17 protein-coding genes are annotated in these 16,607 nt (G+C 67.8%); 6 read left to right on the top strand and 11 right to left on the bottom strand.

Annotated features, from left to right (window positions below):
• Positions 1-43: 43 nt before the first annotated feature.
• The 3 genes from FOF45_RS17825 to FOF45_RS17815 all read right to left on the bottom strand — a co-directional run bounded on the left by FOF45_RS17825 (position 44) and on the right by FOF45_RS17815 (position 3,730).
• Positions 44-1,876 (bottom strand): DUF7844 domain-containing protein, encoded by a 1,833-nt coding sequence (locus tag FOF45_RS17825; protein WP_233264257.1) that lies wholly within the window; start codon positions 1,874-1,876, stop codon positions 44-46.
• On the bottom strand, positions 1,873-2,193 hold the full coding sequence (locus FOF45_RS17820) for a DUF2388 domain-containing protein (RefSeq protein ID WP_158987806.1): 321 nt from the start codon (positions 2,191-2,193) through the stop codon (positions 1,873-1,875). Before FOF45_RS17820 ends, FOF45_RS17825 begins: the two co-directional genes overlap by 4 nt.
• A gap of 148 nt (positions 2,194-2,341) precedes the next feature.
• On the bottom strand, positions 2,342-3,730 hold the full coding sequence (locus FOF45_RS17815; protein ID WP_158987804.1) for an FAD-binding oxidoreductase: 1,389 nt from the start codon (positions 3,728-3,730) through the stop codon (positions 2,342-2,344).
• Between the two features lie 149 nt (positions 3,731-3,879).
• On the opposite strand from FOF45_RS17815, the gene serA reads away from it, so the two are divergent.
• Positions 3,880-5,118, top strand: a complete 1,239-nt coding sequence (serA, locus tag FOF45_RS17810; protein WP_158987802.1) for a phosphoglycerate dehydrogenase — start codon at positions 3,880-3,882, stop codon at positions 5,116-5,118.
• Positions 5,119-5,247: 129 nt separating this feature from the next.
• On the opposite strand, the gene FOF45_RS17805 is transcribed toward serA, so the two are convergent.
• Positions 5,248-5,835 carry an NUDIX hydrolase gene (locus FOF45_RS17805; RefSeq protein ID WP_158987800.1) on the bottom strand — a complete coding sequence of 196 codons (588 nt, stop codon included), beginning with the start codon at positions 5,833-5,835 and terminating at the stop codon, positions 5,248-5,250.
• Positions 5,836-5,987: 152 nt separating this feature from the next.
• Between FOF45_RS17805 and FOF45_RS17800 the strand changes: the two genes are divergently transcribed.
• Together FOF45_RS17800 and FOF45_RS17795 are read left to right on the top strand one after the other, a co-directional pair.
• A complete protein-coding gene (locus FOF45_RS17800) occupies positions 5,988-7,529 on the top strand; it encodes an amino acid permease (protein WP_158987799.1) in 1,542 nt (513 codons plus the stop codon).
• Positions 7,530-7,644: 115 nt separating this feature from the next.
• Positions 7,645-9,069, top strand: coding sequence for an amino acid permease (locus FOF45_RS17795; RefSeq protein WP_158987797.1), 1,425 nt, complete (start codon positions 7,645-7,647; stop codon positions 9,067-9,069).
• A gap of 46 nt (positions 9,070-9,115) precedes the next feature.
• Here the strand turns inward: FOF45_RS17795 and FOF45_RS17790 are convergent, their stop codons facing one another.
• On the bottom strand, positions 9,116-9,478 hold the full coding sequence (locus tag FOF45_RS17790) for a high-potential iron-sulfur protein (RefSeq protein ID WP_158987795.1): 363 nt from the start codon (positions 9,476-9,478) through the stop codon (positions 9,116-9,118).
• A gap of 115 nt (positions 9,479-9,593) precedes the next feature.
• On the opposite strand from FOF45_RS17790, the gene FOF45_RS17785 reads away from it, so the two are divergent.
• The 3 genes from FOF45_RS17785 to mtnC all read left to right on the top strand — a co-directional run bounded on the left by FOF45_RS17785 (position 9,594) and on the right by mtnC (position 11,583).
• The gene (locus tag FOF45_RS17785; RefSeq protein WP_158987793.1) at positions 9,594-10,232 is read left to right on the top strand and encodes a methylthioribulose 1-phosphate dehydratase; all 639 of its coding nucleotides are present in this window, start codon (positions 9,594-9,596) and stop codon (positions 10,230-10,232) included.
• The gene (locus FOF45_RS17780; protein WP_158987791.1) at positions 10,229-10,786 is read left to right on the top strand and encodes a 1,2-dihydroxy-3-keto-5-methylthiopentene dioxygenase; all 558 of its coding nucleotides are present in this window, start codon (positions 10,229-10,231) and stop codon (positions 10,784-10,786) included. Before FOF45_RS17785 ends, FOF45_RS17780 begins: the two co-directional genes overlap by 4 nt.
• Before the next feature lie 98 nt (positions 10,787-10,884).
• The gene (gene mtnC, locus FOF45_RS17775; RefSeq protein ID WP_158987789.1) at positions 10,885-11,583 is read left to right on the top strand and encodes an acireductone synthase; all 699 of its coding nucleotides are present in this window, start codon (positions 10,885-10,887) and stop codon (positions 11,581-11,583) included.
• Positions 11,584-11,593: 10 nt separating this feature from the next.
• Here the strand turns inward: mtnC and FOF45_RS17770 are convergent, their stop codons facing one another.
• The 6 genes from FOF45_RS17770 to hisH form a co-directional block, all read right to left on the bottom strand.
• The gene (locus tag FOF45_RS17770) at positions 11,594-12,178 is read right to left on the bottom strand and encodes a YdeI/OmpD-associated family protein (protein WP_158987786.1); all 585 of its coding nucleotides are present in this window, start codon (positions 12,176-12,178) and stop codon (positions 11,594-11,596) included.
• Positions 12,179-12,183: 5 nt separating this feature from the next.
• On the bottom strand, positions 12,184-13,764 hold the full coding sequence (locus tag FOF45_RS17765) for a calcineurin-like phosphoesterase C-terminal domain-containing protein (RefSeq protein WP_158987784.1): 1,581 nt from the start codon (positions 13,762-13,764) through the stop codon (positions 12,184-12,186).
• Positions 13,765-13,828: 64 nt separating this feature from the next.
• Positions 13,829-14,452, bottom strand: a complete 624-nt coding sequence (hisIE, locus tag FOF45_RS17760) for a bifunctional phosphoribosyl-AMP cyclohydrolase/phosphoribosyl-ATP diphosphatase HisIE (RefSeq protein WP_158987782.1) — start codon at positions 14,450-14,452, stop codon at positions 13,829-13,831.
• Entirely contained in the window at positions 14,442-15,218 is a 777-nt protein-coding gene (gene hisF / locus FOF45_RS17755) for an imidazole glycerol phosphate synthase subunit HisF (RefSeq protein ID WP_158987780.1), read from the bottom strand. Before hisF ends, hisIE begins: the two co-directional genes overlap by 11 nt.
• Entirely contained in the window at positions 15,212-15,985 is a 774-nt protein-coding gene (locus tag FOF45_RS17750; protein WP_158987778.1) for a 1-(5-phosphoribosyl)-5-[(5-phosphoribosylamino)methylideneamino]imidazole-4-carboxamide isomerase, read from the bottom strand. Before FOF45_RS17750 ends, hisF begins: the two co-directional genes overlap by 7 nt.
• Positions 15,982-16,584, bottom strand: coding sequence for an imidazole glycerol phosphate synthase subunit HisH (hisH, locus tag FOF45_RS17745; protein ID WP_158987776.1), 603 nt, complete (start codon positions 16,582-16,584; stop codon positions 15,982-15,984). The genes FOF45_RS17750 and hisH overlap by 4 nt, the downstream gene beginning before the upstream one ends.
• Positions 16,585-16,607: the final 23 nt, after the last annotated feature.

Below are 16,607 nucleotides of genomic sequence, written 5' to 3'. Positions count from 1 at the left end.
ATGCGCGCCGCCGGCCTCCCCGAGCGCGGCGGATTTACCGACGCTACCGGGAATCCAGGCGCACGCCGCCTTCCTGCGCGTGCAGGGCGCGCAGCCGTTCTCCCAGCGCGTCACGGTTCGACGCGATGGCATCGATGGTGTCGCGCTGCTGTGCGCTCATCCATCCGCGCGCGCCCTGCTCGACCGCGATGCGCGTGCGTTGCAGCTTCGCGTGCAATTCGTCGCCGCGCGCGACCAGCGCCATGCGTTCATCCGTCTGCGGAACGCCGTAGCCGCCTTCGATCAGCGATGCGGGGCGGCCAAGGTAGGCGCTTTCACGCAGCAGCTCGCGCACCGGATCGTCGCCCACGCCGGATTGTGCCTCCTGCTCTAGGTAACGCCGTTTCAGCGCATCGCGCACGTCGCGCATCTGCCGTCGCTGCGCGGCCTGCTCCAGCACGAGCAGCGCCGCGCTCGCGCGCAGGTCGGCGCCTTCGAACCACGCTCGACGCTGCGCGGGTCCCATCGCGAGCCAGTCCTCGACATCGCGCTGCGGCAGCTCCAGCTGCGTACGCGCGACGTCATACACCTGCTGGAAGTACGCCCGCTGCGAAGCGAAGCGATAGCCCAGGCGCAGCGCTTCATCGTCGTCTTCCAGCACCGACGCATCGGCGACGCCGGCCGATTCCAGTCGCTGCAACAGGCCCGTCGGCGTGATGCTGCCAATGCCCTGCCCCGCCAGTCGCGGCAGGCTGTCGTGGAGCAGTTTCCAGGTTTCCGCCGCGCAGTTGTTGCCGAGGAAGTAGTAGCGGCCGTCGTAGCTCCAGTGCACCTGCGCGGCGCGTTCGAGCACGGCCGCGATCTCTCCGCGATCCAGTCGCAGCGGCACCGATCTCAGGCCGCGCAGCTCGACGCGCGTGTACTCGTCGATCACCTGTTCCATCGGCAACACGAACAGCCGCGACGGATAGCGCCCGCTGAGTCCGCGCCAGCTCGATACCTGCACGTCGTCGACGAAGGCGCGGAACGAGAGCACGCGGTGGTGCGACAGATCGAGTCGGCAATCCGGTCCGCGCGGACGCCCCGGCGCACACACCACGATGCGCAGCATGCTGTGGCCCCAGCGGCTCATCGGCTGGCTGTTGCCTTCGGCGAGCAGGTAGTCGATGGCGTACACGCGTGCGGGATCGAGCATGCCCACCGCACCGCCCTCGCTCTCGCCTGCATCGACGTACGGCCACTGCGCGTCGCACGACGCCGCTGGCGTGCGCGGCTCGCCGAGACGATCGCGCAGGTAGCGATACACGGCGGGACGACGGCACGCGTAGTCGGCGTCGAGCAGGAAGTGTTCGACGTTGACCGCGACGAACTCCTCCGCATCGGTCAGCTCGTACGGATCGGGACTGCGGTCGACGAAACGGTTCTCGCGCTGGCGTCCCGCGACGCGCGTGGTGAAACGCGTGGCGCGCACCTGCCAGCCGGCGAGATCGAGCAGGCGCGGATCGCGTGACAGCGCGCCGCGAACGGCACGGTCATGGAAATGCGCGAGTTCGTGCAGGACGGTCGCGAGCGCTTCGCGCGGTGGTGCGCCCGCCTGCGTCAACGGCGGCAGCAGCGCGCGGTTGATCAGCAATTCGTCTCGCGTCGCGCGTCCGTGGATGGAATCGTCCAGCACATCCGTCCAGCGCACGACGATCTCCCGGTCGATGCCGGTTCGCATCGCATCGGGCAAATGCGCCTGCGCTTCCTCGAGCAGCCGCTGGCTGGCATCGACCTGCGCACGAGTCAGGCCGTCCTCGGCGAGACGCAGGCGCAACGCGGCCTGCGCCGAACCGGCGGCGAATGCGAGTCCGACGACGAGCACGACGCCGCGGACGAGGCCGCGGCCGTGGATCACAGGGCGAGGATCGCCTTCGCCAGTTCCAGGTCGCTGGCGTCGCGCGCCTGCGGCGCATGCTCGCGCAGGTGGCGCAGTGCGGCTTCGAGCTGCGCACCGCGGATCGCGCCGTCGCTGGCGACGAAGGTCGCGGCGTCGTCGCGCGCGGCCAGCACCACCTTGTCGTCGTTGCCGGAGCTGGAATCGGAGCTGGCGTTGCTCGAGGCCGAGCTGCCGCCGGCGGAGGTACCCGCCGACGTGCCGGCGAAACTGGAGGCCAGCGCCACCGGGGCGGCGGCCGTGAGCGCGAGGGAAAGCAACAGGGCGGAACGCTTCATCGCAAGTCCATGAACGGAATGACCGCGGGGGCGGCCGGTCCGCGAAGACTAACCGCTCGAAGCGTCAAAGGACGTATGCGCGGCGGCGAAAAGGCCGCGGTGTTCATCCCGCGGTGAAGCAACCTGGCGGACGTGGGGCGTCGGCGTGTCAGGTGTCGAACAGCTTGCCCGGATTCATCAGGCCGTTCGGATCGAGCACGCGCTTGATGCCGCGCATCAGCGCCACTTCCTCGGCGCTGCGCGTGCCGAGCAGGTAGGCCTTCTTGACCAGGCCGATGCCGTGTTCGGCGGAGATGCTGCCGCCATGACCCTCCAGCGCCTGCGACAGCAGCTTGGTGACCTGCTCGCACTGGCTGACGAATTCGGCGTCACCGGTGTCGTCGGGCTTGAGCACGTTGATGTGCAGGTTGCCGTCGCCGATGTGGCCGAACCAGACCACGTCGAAGTGCGGGTACTCGCGCCCCAGCAGCGCCTGCGTTTCGGCGAGGAACGCCGGCATCGCCGAAATCCGCACCGACACATCGTTCTTGTACGGCCGGTATTTCGCCAGGCTTTCGGTGATGCCTTCGCGCAAGCGCCACAGCTGCGCGGCCTGCGCGTCGCTCTGGCTGATCACGCCGTCGCTGACCAGGCCCTGCTCCATGCAGAACTCGAACGCCGCCATCGCCGCGGCCTCGCGCGCATCAAAGCCGACCGCGAACTCGGTGACGACGTAGAACGGATGCACCTCGTCGAAAGGTTTCTGCGCGCCGTGCGCCAGCACATGGTGCAGCGCGCGGTCGGTGAAGAACTCGAACGCCTCCAGCGTCAGCCGCTCGCGGAACGCCGCGAACACCTGCATCAACGATTCGAACGACGGCAGCGCCAGCAGCATCACGTTGGTCGGCGGCGGTGGATCGGTCAGGCGCAGGGTCGCTTCCACGACGATGCCGAGCGTGCCTTCCGAGCCGATCATCAACTGGCGCAGGTCGTAGCCGCTGGAATTCTTGATCAGGCCGCGGTTGAGTCGCAGCACCTCGCCCTCGCCCGTCACCACGGTCAGGCCCGCGATCCACTCGCGCGTGTTGCCGTAGCGGATCACGCGGATGCCGCCGGCGTTGGTCGCGATGTTGCCGCCGATGGAACACGAGCCGCGTGCGGCGAAATCCACCGGATACACCAGGCCGTGTTCGCGCGCGGCGTTGTGCACGGCTTCCAATGGGATGCCGGCCTGCACCGTCAGGGTGCGGTCGACCGAGTCGAAGTCGAGCACGCGGTTCATGCGTTCCAGGCTCAGCACCAGCTCGCCGTTCGCGGCGACCGCCCCGCCCGACAAGCCGGTGCGACCGCCCGAGGGCACCACTGCCACGGCCTCCTGGTTGGCCCAGCGCACGATCGCCTGTACTTCCTCCAGCGAAGCCGGCAGCGCTATCGCCAGCGGCGCCGGCGTCCAGCGCCGCGTCCAGTCGCGGCCGTAGTGCTCCAGGTCGGCGGCATCAGTGCTCAGACGCAGCTGGGGAGCGGCGTCCTTCAAGCGTTGCAGGCGGGAATCGGTCATCGGAACCCAGCAGTGGTGGCGACCCGGTCGCATCGCCTGTCGGACCGTCCGGGCAGGCGTTCGGGAATCCTATCCTCGACGCTGGTGCATTGCAGCAAACGCGGTGCATTTCGGGCATAGTCGAAGGCCCACCCTCGACCCCGACCGTCGTGAGCCTGCCGACCTCCTTTCCGAAGTCCGACATCCGCGTCCTGCTGCTGGAAGGCGTCGCGCCGACCGCAGTGGAGAGCTTCCGCAACGCCGGTTATTCGAACATCCAGGTCTACGACAAGTCGCCGCCGCCGGAGCTGCTGCACCAGGAGATCGCCAACGCCCACATCGTCGGTATCCGTTCGCGCACGCAGCTGGATGCCGAGGTCCTGGCGCACGGACGCAGGCTGATGGCGATCGGCGCGTTCTGCATCGGCACCAACCAGATCGACCTGGACACGGCCGAGCTGGCCGGCATCCCGGTGTTCAATGCGCCCTACTCCAACACCCGCAGCGTCGCCGAGCTGGTGCTGGCCGAGGCGATCATGCTGATGCGCGGCATCCCGCAGAAGAACGCGCAATGCCATCGCGGTGGCTGGTCGAAGTCGGCCGCCGGCAGCCACGAAGTACGCGGCAAGACGCTCGGCATCGTCGGCTACGGGCATATCGGCACGCAGGTCGGCGTGATCGCCGAAGCGCTGGGCATGCACGTGATCTTCCACGACATCGAGACCAAGCTCTCGCTGGGCAACGCGCGCATGGCGATGGGCCTGGACGACCTGCTGGAGCGTAGCGACATCGTCACCCTGCACGTGCCGGAGACGCCGGCGACGCAGGGCATGTTCGGCGCGGCGCAGATCGCGAAGATGAAGCACGGCGCGCACCTCATCAACGCCTCACGCGGCACGGTCGTCGATATCGATGCACTGGCCGAAGCGCTGACATCCGGCAAGGTCGGCGGCGCGGCGGTGGACGTGTTCCCGGTCGAGCCGCAGGGCAACGCCGATCCGTTCGTCTCGCCGCTGGTCGGCCTGGACAACGTGATCCTCACCCCGCACATCGGCGGCAGCACGCTGGAAGCGCAGGACAACATCGGCCTGGAAGTGGCAGCCAAGCTGATCCGCTACAGCGACAACGGGTCGACGCTGTCGGCGGTCAACTTCCCCGAAGTCACACTGCCGGAACACACCGGCAGCCTTCGCCTGCTGCACATCCACCGCAACGTGCCGGGCGTGCTGTCGCAGGTGAACGACGTGTTCTCGCGACTGGGCGTCAACATCGACGGCCAGTTCCTGCGCACGCATCCGAAGGTGGGCTACGTGGTCATCGACGTGACCGCGACGACCGAGCAGGCCGACCAGGTGCGCGAGGAACTGGCGCGGATCCCGGGGACGCTGCGGACGCGCGTGTTGTATTGAGCCCCCTCTCCTGACGCGCGCTGCGCGTCGACCTCTCCCGCGAGGGGAGAGGTGGAACATGCGAACTTCGACGCTCTTTTTCCCTTCTCCCCTTGCGGGAGAAGGTGCCCCGCAGGGGCGGTAGAGGGGTCAGCCTTTCCCTGCACGCTCCATCCACTTCTTCGCCATCCGCAACATCGACTCGTCGCTCGACGCATCCGCAAGGATTTCGTCGATCGAGCGCCACGCCAGATCGTGCGATTCCTCACTGACGACATAGCCTTCGTCGTCGCCGGCGTGCACCACGTAACGCACGTCGTAATGCCAGTGACCCGGCACGTCGCCGCGCTCGGGAATCCAGTGTCGGTCGAGATCGAACATCTCCGGCTCGACCGTCAATCCGCTCAGTCCCGACTCCTCCTCCGCTTCGCGCAGCGCCACGCGCGCCAGGTCGCGATCGCCGTCGGCGTGGCCGCCGAGCTGCAGCCAGCGTTCGAGTTTGCGGTGATGGGTCAGCAGCACACGCGTGCCGGAACGGTCGACGAGCCAGCTCGATGCGGTGAAGTGGCCGCCCAGTCGCTCGCGCGAGAACGGATCGGCGCCCGGCATCGGCGCATCGGCTTCGTCGAGCAATCCGGTGAACAGGGTCACGCTCGCGTGTTCGTCCGGCCAGGAACGTCCGTACAGGGACAGCGTTTCGCGCAGCAGCGCGATCTCGGGAGCGGATGAACGGGGCATGGGCGGGGTCGACGCGGAGGGCCGGCGATTGTCCCACTCCCGGCGTTACTTGTGCCGTCGCGGCGCAGCAGGGTATGTTCCGCCAGCCACGCGCCGCATCGTGGCGGGCCAATGTAGCCCTAATCAGTAACAAAGCCACCGGGGAGAAGGCAATGCTTTTCTGGCGCGTCAAGCCGCTCGACAAGATTCTTGAAACAGCTGAAAAGAAATCGCTGAAGCGGCAGCTCGGCGCGTTCCAACTGACGATGCTCGGCATCGGCGCGATCATCGGTACCGGCATCTTCGTGCTCACCGCCGAAGCCGGACAGAAGGCCGGTCCGGCCATGATGCTCGCCTTCGTGATCGCCGCAGTCGTCTGCGCCCTGGCGGCACTGGCCTACTCCGAACTGGCCTCGATGGTCCCCGTCGCGGGTTCGGCCTACACCTATACCTACGGCGTGCTCGGCGAAGGCCTGGCCTGGATCGTCGGCTGGGCGCTGGTGCTCGAGTACGCGATCGCCGCGGGCGCGGTATCGGTGGGCTGGTCGGGCTACATGAACGGTCTGCTCAACAGTGCCGGTGTCTCGCTACCCGAATTCCTCAAGACCGGTCCGATGGACGGCGGCGGCTTCAACCTGCTGGCCTTCCTCATCGCGCTGGTCGTCACCGGCCTGCTGGTGATCGGCACGTCCAAGTCGGCCAAGGTCAACGCCGTCCTCGTCGCGATCAAGGTGATCGCGCTGACCGCCTTCATCGCCATCGCGGTGCCGGCGGCGAAGGATCCGAACTTCCAGCCGTTCTTTCCGACTGGCTGGGGCAGCCCGCTGGGCGGCATCGGCGTGCTCGGCGCGGCGGCGTCGATCTTCTTCGCCTACGTCGGCTTCGACGCGGTCTCCACCGCGGCCGAGGAAACCAAGAACCCCAACCGCAACATCCCGATCGGCCTGATCGGTTCGCTGCTGGTGTGCACCGTGTTCTACCTGCTGGTCGGCTACGGCGCGGTCGGTTCGGTCGGTTCGCAGCCGATGTTCGACGCCAACGGCGTGGCCCTGCATCCGGGCAGCCCGGAACTGGCCGCCGCGTGCAAGGGCAGCGAAGCCCTGGTGTGCAGCAAGGAACCGCTGGCCCACGTGCTGCGCCTGCTCGGCTTCCAGGGCATGGGCAACCTGATCGGCCTGGCCGCGGCGCTGGCGCTGCCGTCGGTCATCCTGATGATGATCTACGGCCAGACCCGCATCTTCTTCACCATGTCGCGCGACGGCCTGCTGCCGGAGATCCTGTCGAAGGTGCATCCGAAGTTCCACACGCCGCACGTCATCACCGTCATCACCGGCCTGTTCGTGGCGACCTTCGCCGCGCTGTTCCCGGTGGGCGTGCTGGCCGACATCTCCAACTCGGGCACGCTGTTCGCGTTCATCGCGGTGTCCTGCGCGGTGATGGTGCTGCGTGTGCAGCAGCCGAACCGTCCGCGTGGCTTCCGCACGCCGATGGTGTGGGTGGTGTGCCCGCTGGCGATCGCCGGCTGCCTGCTGCTGTTCCTCAACCTGTCGACGTACACGCTGAGCATGTTCTTCGGCTGGGCGGCGATCGGCTTGGTGGTCTACTTCCTCTACGGTTACCGCAAGAGCCACATGGCCCCGGGCAACGCTCCGGCCAGCGGCCCGACGCTCGAGAAGCACCCGACTTTCCACGAAGGTCCGGACCCGGGTCCGTAATCGCCATCGTGCAGTTCGACGAGGCCGACGGTACCGCCGTCGGCCTCGCTCGTTGAGGGACGCAATTCTCCGCACGGCACACGCCGGCGCGGCATCCACCAGGACATACAGCCTCATGCTCCGACAACTCTGGGCAACCAAACACCCGCACGCGAGCCACGCCGAAGCGGAAGGCCTGAGCCTGCACCGCACGCTCGGGCCGTGGGGCCTGACCGCGCTGGGCATCGGCGCAGTCATCGGCGGCGGCATCTTCGTCATCACCGGACAGGCCGCGGCCGACCACGCCGGTCCGGCGATCATGCTGTCCTTCATCCTCGCCGCGATCTGCTGCACCTTCTGTGCGCTGGCCTACGCCGAGTTCGCGGCGATGGTGCCGGTCTCCGGCAGCGCCTACACCTACACCTACGCGACGCTGGGCGAACTGGCGGCGTGGTTCATCGGCTGGATGCTGGTACTGGAATACGGCGTATCCGCCTCGGCGGTCGCGGTGAGCTGGACCGGCTACTTCCTGAGCCTGCTAGAACACTTCCACATCTATCTGCCCAAGGCGCTGGTCAGTGCGCCACTCGACGGGCAACTGCGCCCGACCGGCGCGATCGCCAACCTGCCCGCCGCGGGCATCGTGCTGCTGCTGACCTGGCTGTGCTACGTCGGCATCCGCAAGTCGTCGGCGATGAACATGGCGATGGTAGTGCTCAAGACCGGCCTGATCGTGCTGGTGATCTTCGCCGGCTGGAAGTACATCGACCCGGCCAACTGGCATCCCTTCATCCCCGCCAACGAAGGCCCGGGCAAGTACGGCTTCGAAGGCGTGCTGCGCGGCGCGGCGCTGGTGTTCTTCGCCTACATCGGCTTCGAGGCGGTGTCGGTGGCGGCGCAGGAATCGCACAAGCCGCAGCGCGACCTGCCGATCGGCATGCTGCTCTCGCTCGCGATCTGCACGGTCCTGTACATCGCGATGGCCGCGGTGATGACCGGCCTGGTGCCGTACGCACAGCTGGGCACGGACGAGCCGGTCGTGACCGCGGTGGCGGCGCATCCGGAACTGGGCTGGCTGCGCATCGTGGTGGAGATCGGCGCGCTGATCGGCCTGTCGTCGGTGGTGCTGGTGATGATCATCGGCCAGCCGCGCATCTTCATGATCATGGCGCGCGACGGCCTGCTGCCGCCGGTGTTCACCCGGATCCATCCCGAATACCGCACGCCGCACATCAACACGGTGATCACCGGCATCGGCATCGCCGTGCTGGCGGCGCTGTTCCCGCTGGACGTGCTGGGCGAGCTGACCTCGATGGGCACGCTGATCGCGTTCGCCGCCGTGTGCGGTGGCGTGCTGATCCTGCGCCGGACCCAGCCCGACCTGCCGCGTCCGTTCCGCATCCCGTTCGCATGGCTCATCTGCACCGCAGGCATCCTCAGCTGCCTGGCGCTGCTGTCCACGATGACCGCGCACAACTGGTTCCTGATGGTCGTCTGGACCGCCGCGGGCTTCCTGATCTACTTCCTGTACGGCTTCAAGCACAGCCGCATGCGCGGCTGACCGCGCACCGCGCGAGGGCCACCCGGCCCTCGCGTCCGGCGGGCGATCAGACCTTCTTCGCCCAGGCCGAGCACCATCCCTTGGCCGCCACCGAGTGCTGCGGGAACATCTGGCACGGCCCGTAGGCCTGCCCCTTCGCACCCTTGTAGAAGTTGCAGTTGGCGCAGTCGCTGCCCGGCTTGAACAGCGTGTGCTTCACCGCCGCCGCGTTCTCGGTATAGGCCAGTGCCTTGGCCTGCGGATTGTCCAGCGGCAGCTTGGGCAGGGCCGCCGGTGCGGCAGGCTTCGCTGCGGGTTTGGCTGCGGGTTTGGCCGCCTGGCCGGCGATGGCGCCTCCGGCGAGGCTGGCGAGGGCCGCGAGGGCCGTCCGGCGCAGGAAGCGCCGCCGAGCGTGATCATGAGCGTTCATGGGCCACCTCCGCGCGAAGTATCGATCCGGCCCGGTAGGCCGGCGTGACGGTGAAAAAGGCGCGCCACCCGATCCGGTAACCCGGCCTTTCGCGAGGGTCCGTTACACTTTCCCCATGACTGCCTCCCTTCCCTACGACCCCCAGCGCCTGGCGCATTGCGCCGGCGAGATCATCGTCAACGTGCGCGAGCTCTCCGCGCTCGGCTGGACGCCGGCGACGAGCAGCAACTTCTCGCGCCGGATGGACGAGCGCCACATCGCCATCACCGTGTCCGGCCGCGACAAGGGCAAGCTGACCGAAGCCGACATCATGGTCGTGGACGTGGACGCCCAGCCGGTTGCGACCAGCCAGAAGTCCTCCGCCGAGACCCTGCTGCACACGCAGCTGTACAAGCGCTTCCCGGAGATCGGCTGCGTCCTGCACACCCATTCGCGCACGCAGACGGTGGCCTCGCGCCTGTACGCCGGCATCGGCCACGTGCACCTGGAAGGCTACGAACTCTTGAAAGCCTTCTCCGGCAACACCACCCATGAGATCAGCGTCGAACTGCCCGTGCTGCCCAACAGCCAGGACATGCACACGCTGGCCGCACAGGTCGATTGCCTGCTCGACCGCCAGCAGCTGTGGGGCTACCTGATCGACGGCCACGGCCTGTACGCCTGGGGCCGCGACATGCCGGAAGCGCGACGCCATCTGGAAGCTTTCGAATTCCTGCTCGGCTGCGAGCTTGACCTGAGGAGACTGCAGCGATGAGCCGCCTGCGCATCTTTGACGAGAACGACACCGCCACGCCGACCCTGACCACCAGCGACCACGCCGAGATGGCGCGCGAACTGGCGAAGATCGGCGTCGGCTTCGAACAGTGGCAGGCCAACGCGCCCGTCGCGCCCGGCGATTCGCCGGAGAAGATCATGGACGCGTATCGCGCCGACATCGACCGCCTCATCGCCGAGCGCGGTTTCAAGACGGTCGACGTGGTCAGCATCGCGCCGGACAATCCGCAGCGCGAAGCCATGCGCACCAAGTTCCTCGACGAGCACTTCCACAAGGAAGACGAAGTGCGTTTCTTCGTCGCCGGCTCGGGCCTGTTCTCCCTGCACGTGAACGCGCAGGTGTACGAAGTGAAGTGCGAACAGGGCGACCTGATCGCCGTGCCCGATGGCGCCACGCACTGGTTCGACATGGGCCCAGAACCGAGCTTCGTCGCGATCCGCTTCTTCACCGAGCCGGACGGCTGGGTCGGCCATTTCACCGGCACCGACATCGCCCAGCGTTTCCCGCGCTACGAGAAGGGCCAGGCGGGCTGAAGCCCGCCGACACTGCCTTCGCCATCCCCGCGTACGCGGGGATCGTGCCCTGCACCTCCGACGCGCCTCGTCGCGCGCACGACTGCGATCACCGCCCCATGACCATCCGCGCCATCCTCACCGACATCGAAGGCACCACCAGCAGCATCTCCTTCGTCAAGGACGTGCTGTTCCCGTACGCGCGCCGCGCCCTGCCCCGCTTCGTCGCCGCACGCGGCAAGGAGCCGGCGGTGCGCAAGTGGCTCGACACGGTCGCCGCCGAGAACGGCGGCATGTGCGAGGACGCGATGATCGTGGAAGTGCTGCAGGGCTGGATCGACGAGGATCGCAAGCACACCGCGCTGAAGGCGCTGCAGGGCATGATCTGGGCCGATGGCTACAAGAGCGCCGACTTCACCGCGCACATCTATCCCGACGCCGCACCGGCGCTGCGCCAGTGGCACGCCGCGGGCCTGCCGCTGTACGTGTATTCCTCCGGCAGCGTGCCGGCGCAGCGGCTGTTCTTCGGCCACAGCGACGCGGGCGACCTGACCTCCCTGTTCTCCGGCTGGTACGACACCGAGATGGGCGGCAAGCGCGAGGCGCAGAGCTATCGCAACATCGTCGAGTCCATCGGCATTCCGGCCGGCGAGATCCTGTTCCTGTCGGACGTGGTCGAAGAACTCGACGCCGCGCGCGAGGCCGGCCTGCAGACCGCATTGATCGACCGCCTCGACGACTACGCACAACCGCGCACCGGCGATGCGACGCATGGCCATGCGCGAGTGGTGTCGTTCGCCGACCTCGCGGTGTCCTGACGTCCACGCCTCAGGCGTGGATCTTCTCCCCGCGCTCCAGCATCCCGATGAACTTCTCCACCCGGGCCTGTTTCGTCTCGGGCTTCTTCGCGGTGTGCACGCGCCAGCAGAACGCGTAGCGGTTGGTGCCGTTGAGCGACTCGAAGGATTTCCGCGCCTTCGCGTTCTTCGCCAGCGCCGCGGCCAGTTCGGGCGGAACCTCCATGCCGCTGGCGGAATGGTAGGCAGCCTGCCAGCGTCCATCGGCCTTCGCCGCGTCCACTTCGCGCTGCCCACCGGCCCGCATGCGCCCGCCGGCCACGAGCTTCTCCACGCGCGCGACGTTGAGCTTCGACCACAGGCTTTTCGCCTTGCGCGGCGTGAAGCGCTGCAGGAAGTACTGCTCGTCGCAGGCGCGCTTGAGCCCGTCGATCCAACCGTGGCACAGCGCGACGTCGAGCGCCTGCGAATACGTCACCGACGTCACGCCCTGGTCCTTCTTGGCGATCTTCAGCCACAGTCCCGGTGCGCCGCCGTGCGCGGCCAGCCATTTCTCCCACGCGGCTTCCGTCCGGAACAGCTTGATCGGCAGATCGGTCGGAAGCTCGGCGGCCATGATGGTTACTCCTGCGCGTCGTCCAGACGATAGCGCGTTTGCGCACGCTGTTCGCCCTGCCAGCGGTCGAAGGTGCGCACCTCGATGCGGTGTTCCCCGGCCGACAAGTCTGTCGGCAACGTGCCGCGCCACAGATGCGTGGACGGATCCGCCTCCGGCGAACGGTCGTAGCCGCGCAGCGCGGTCGCCGCGTCGTCCGCGATGTTCTCCGCGACCAACCGCGGATCGGGCTGCTCGACGCGCTTCATCGCGCGCCATTCACCTTCATCGATGCGGTACTCGACGCGACTGTCGGCATCGCCCATGTAGACGTTGGCGTACACGCCGAACGCCTGCCATGCGCCACGACGCAGGACCTTCGGTGCGTGCAGCCCGATGGCCTCGTCACGCGCACCGCGCGCCACCTGGTAGCGCAGCGAATACGCACCGTCCGGCTTGAAGACGACACGCGCATAGCCATTCGGCGTACCGTCGCTCATCGTCGTGTCCGGGATGCCCTGAGCATCCTTCACGCCCGACCAGAACGCGCCGCAGGTCGCGCCTGCGTTGTACTCGTGCAGCGGCTTCGCGCCGTGCCAGCCGGTCGAGGCGTCGTGGTAGTAGTGGCGCTGGTTGTGCGTGTGCGCGCTGAGCAGCAGCACCTGCGTGTGGTCCTTGAGCAGCGCGAACAGGCGCTCGCGATCGGTACGGCGGAACGTTTCCACGCCCGGCACAGGTTCGAAGAACGGGATGTGCACGGCGATCACCACGCGCCGCTCCTTCGGTAGCGTCGCCAGGTACGCCTGCAGGAACGCGAACTGGTCGTCGCGCAGTCCGCCCACGTAGGACGGCTTCCTGCCCGGCTGGTAGACCACGTCGTCCATGACGATGAAACTCGCCTGCGGCTCCTCCCACGCGTAGGTGTCGGGACCGAACACGTTGCGGAACGTCAGCAGCGCGTCCTCGTCTCGCGTCGCGTCGAAGTCGAGGTCGTGGTTACCCGGGACGTGCAGCCAAGGCACGCCGAGCGTCGCGGTCACGCGATTCATGTCGGCGTACAGGCTGAGGTCGTCGTTGACGATGTCGCCCAGGCTCAGCCCGAGCCGCGCCTCGTGGCGGCCGGCCAGCGGCTGCACGATGTCGCGTTCGTAATAGCCGACGTCGGTGCGGCTCTTGGGCTGCGGATCGCCGAACAGCAGCATGTCGAGGTCACGTGGCTGCGCTCGCTCGCGATGCAGGGGGAAGTCGTACCCGTCCGACGTCGTCGGCGCGATGCCACCGTAACGCAAGGCGGGCGATCCCTGCGGGAACACGTGGTGCCAGAACCGCGGCAGGCCATTGTCACCATTCGCAACCGCGTAAGACGGCGGCTTGATCACGAACAGCGTGCTGCCGTCGCGCGCGGGAAGCGTGTAACGGCCCTGCGCGTCCGTCAGCGCAAGCTCGCGCCCGTTCGACACCTTGATTCCAGCGATGCCGCGCTCGTTGCGGTCGCGCTGGCCATTGCGGTTGACGTCGTCGTAGACGGTGCCGACGGCATCGGCCGCGTGCGCAACGGTCGTACTGGCGAGAAGGCACAGGAACAAGGCGGACAGCGTGCGGGACATGGCGCGAACCCTGGAGGCGTCGCGCGATTATCCGCATGCCGTGTGGCCGGAGGAAGTCGCGGGCTCAGTGCCCGTGCCGCTCGCGCAGCAATGCCTCCAGGTCGGCAAGGCAAAGGCCGCGCGCGCGCAACAGGACCAGCAGGTGGTAGACCAGATCGCCGGCCTCGCCGAGCAGCTCCGCATCGCCCTGCGCGACCGCCGCCAGCGCGGTTTCGACGCCCTCCTCGCCCACCTTCTGCGCGATCCGGCGCACGCCGCCTTCGAACAGCCGCGTGGTATAGCTTTCCGCCGGCCGTTCACGGTCGCGCGTGGCGATGAGTGCATCGAGCTCCTGCAGGAACGAAGCGGACCGCGCGGGCGCGTCGCCGAAGCAACTGTCGCGCTCCAGGTGGCAGGTCGGCCCATGCGGCCGCGCCTGCACCAGCAATGTGTCGCCGTCGCAATCGGCTTCGATCGAGGCCAGATCGAGGAAATGCCCGGACGTCTCGCCCTTGGTCCACAGGCGCTGCCGGCTGCGACTGAAGAACGTGACGTGCCCGCTGTCGAGCGTGGCGCGCAACGCATCGCGATCCATGTAGCCCAGCATCAGGACGCGCATCGTGTCCACGTCCTGCACCACCGCGGGCAGCAGGCCGGACTGCTTGTCCCACGCGAGCTCGTCCACGACGAACGGAAGTTCAATCGACATCGCGCACCTCCATACCCTGCCCGCGCAGGTGCCGCTTCAGATCGGGGATCGGCACCGCGCCCGAGTGGAACACACTCGCTGCCAGCGCCGCATCGACGTCGGCCTCGCGGAACACCTGTGCGAAATGCTCGATGGCGCCAGCGCCGCCGGAAGCGACCAGCGGCACCGTGCAACGCTCGCGCACCGCAGCAAGTTGCTCGATGTCGTAGCCCGAGCGCACGCCGTCGCTTCCCATGCAGTTCAGTACGATCTCGCCGGCGCCGCGGCGTTGCGCCTCTTCCACCCAGTCGAGCGTGCGCCGCGCCAGCGCACGCGTGCGCGACGGATCGCCGGTGTACTGGCGGACCCGCCATTCGCCGTCCTCGTCGCGAAGGCTGTCGATGCCGACCACCACGCACTGCACGCCGAACGCGTCGGCGAGTTCGCCGATCAGGTCTGGCCGTTCGAGGGCCGGCGTGTTGACCGACACCTTGTCCGCACCCGCATGCAGAACCGCGCGCGCATCCTCGACACTGCGGATGCCACCGGCCACGCAGAACGGAATGTCGATCACGCATGCGACACGCTCGACCCATTCCCGATCCACACTACGCCCCTCGGGGCTTGCGGTGATGTCGTAGAAGACCAGTTCGTCGGCCCCTTCATCGCGATAGCGCAGCGCAAGCTCCACGATATCGCCCATATCGACGTGGTCGCGGAATCGAACGCCCTTGACGACCCGACCGTCGCGGACATCAAGGCAGGGAACGATGCGCCGACTCAACATGCGCGCACCCTGTCGATGGCGTCGGACAGGTCGAACGCGTTCTCGATCAGCGCCTTGCCCAGCACCGCACCCGCGCAGCCGACCGCCTGCGACGCCACGATGTCGTCGATGTCACGGATGCCTCCCGAGGCCTGGATTTCAAGGCCCGGCGCCAGCGATGCGAGCAGGCGATACAGCTCAAGATTCGGCCCGCCAAGTGTTCCGTCGCGGGCGATGTCGGTGCATAGCAGGTTTGTGACGCCCGCTTCCGCGAACGTATCCAGCATGTCGTCCAGCCGCGCACCGCTGTCTCGGGTCCAGCCAGCGACGGGCAAGCACCACTCTCCCCGCGCGTCCTGGCGCGCATCCAGCGCGAAGGTCAGCCGGTCCGCACCGAAGCGCTCGATCCAGCCGCCAACTCGAACGGGCTCGCGCACCGCGAGCGAACCGATCACGACGCGTTCGGCGCCCGCATCGAGGATGCGCGCGATGTCATCGTCGCTGCGTACGCCGCCGCCTGTCTGCACGCGCAGGCCTGCATCGGCGATCTCACACACCAGCGTGTGCAGCGAATAGCCGCCCAATCGGGCCGCATCGAGATCCACCAGGTGCAGCCACTGCGCGCCCTGGGCGACATAACGTCGGGCGAGATCGATCGGCGTCGGTTCATAGCGCGTCTCGCGTTCGTAGTCGCCCTGATGCAGGCGCACCACGCGCCCGTCGCGAACATCGATCGCTGGATACAGTTGGAACCCGGCGGCACGCCGGAACGAAGGCGAGGCGTTCATGCCGTCTCCATTCGAAGGAAGTTGGCGAGAAGGCGCTGCCCTGTTCCCGCAGAACGCTCCGGATGGAACTGCGCGCCGAAGCAGCGCCCGCGCGCCGCGACGGAAGCGAACCTCGCACCGTGGCCGGTGCTGGCGAGCGTATCGGTGGTGACCGGCGCCACGTAACCGTGCACGAAGTACGCCCACGCGCCCTTGTCGATGCCATCGAGGAGTGGCGACGGCGCCAAAGGCTCGAGCCGGTTCCAGCCCATGTGCGGCACGCGAAGACCCGGCGCCGACGCCAGCCGCGATACGCGGCCCGGAAGCAAGCCGAGACATTCGACCTCGCCTTCCTCGCTGGCTTCGTACAACAGTTGCATGCCAAGGCAGATGCCGAGCAGCGGTGCCTGCAACGTGCGAATGGTGTCGACCAGGCCGAGCTCGCGCAGCCGCGCCATCGCCGGCGGCGCCGCACCGACGCCTGGCAGGATGACGCGCGGCGCGTTGGCGATGGTATCGGCGTCGGCGCTCAGCACGGCGCGCGCGCCGAGTCTATCGAGCGCGTAACGCACCGAGCCGATGTTGCCACCGCCCCAGTCGATGAGGACGACGTCGTTCACGTATTCGTTGTTCCGTGGTGAGG

The sequence above is a fragment of the Lysobacter panacisoli genome (assembly GCF_009765165.1).
GTDB classification, from domain to species: Bacteria; Pseudomonadota; Gammaproteobacteria; order Xanthomonadales; family Xanthomonadaceae; genus Lysobacter_J; species Lysobacter_J panacisoli.
The sequence above is the reverse complement of the archived record's forward strand: the minus strand, read 5'-3'. Positions and strand labels throughout refer to the sequence as shown.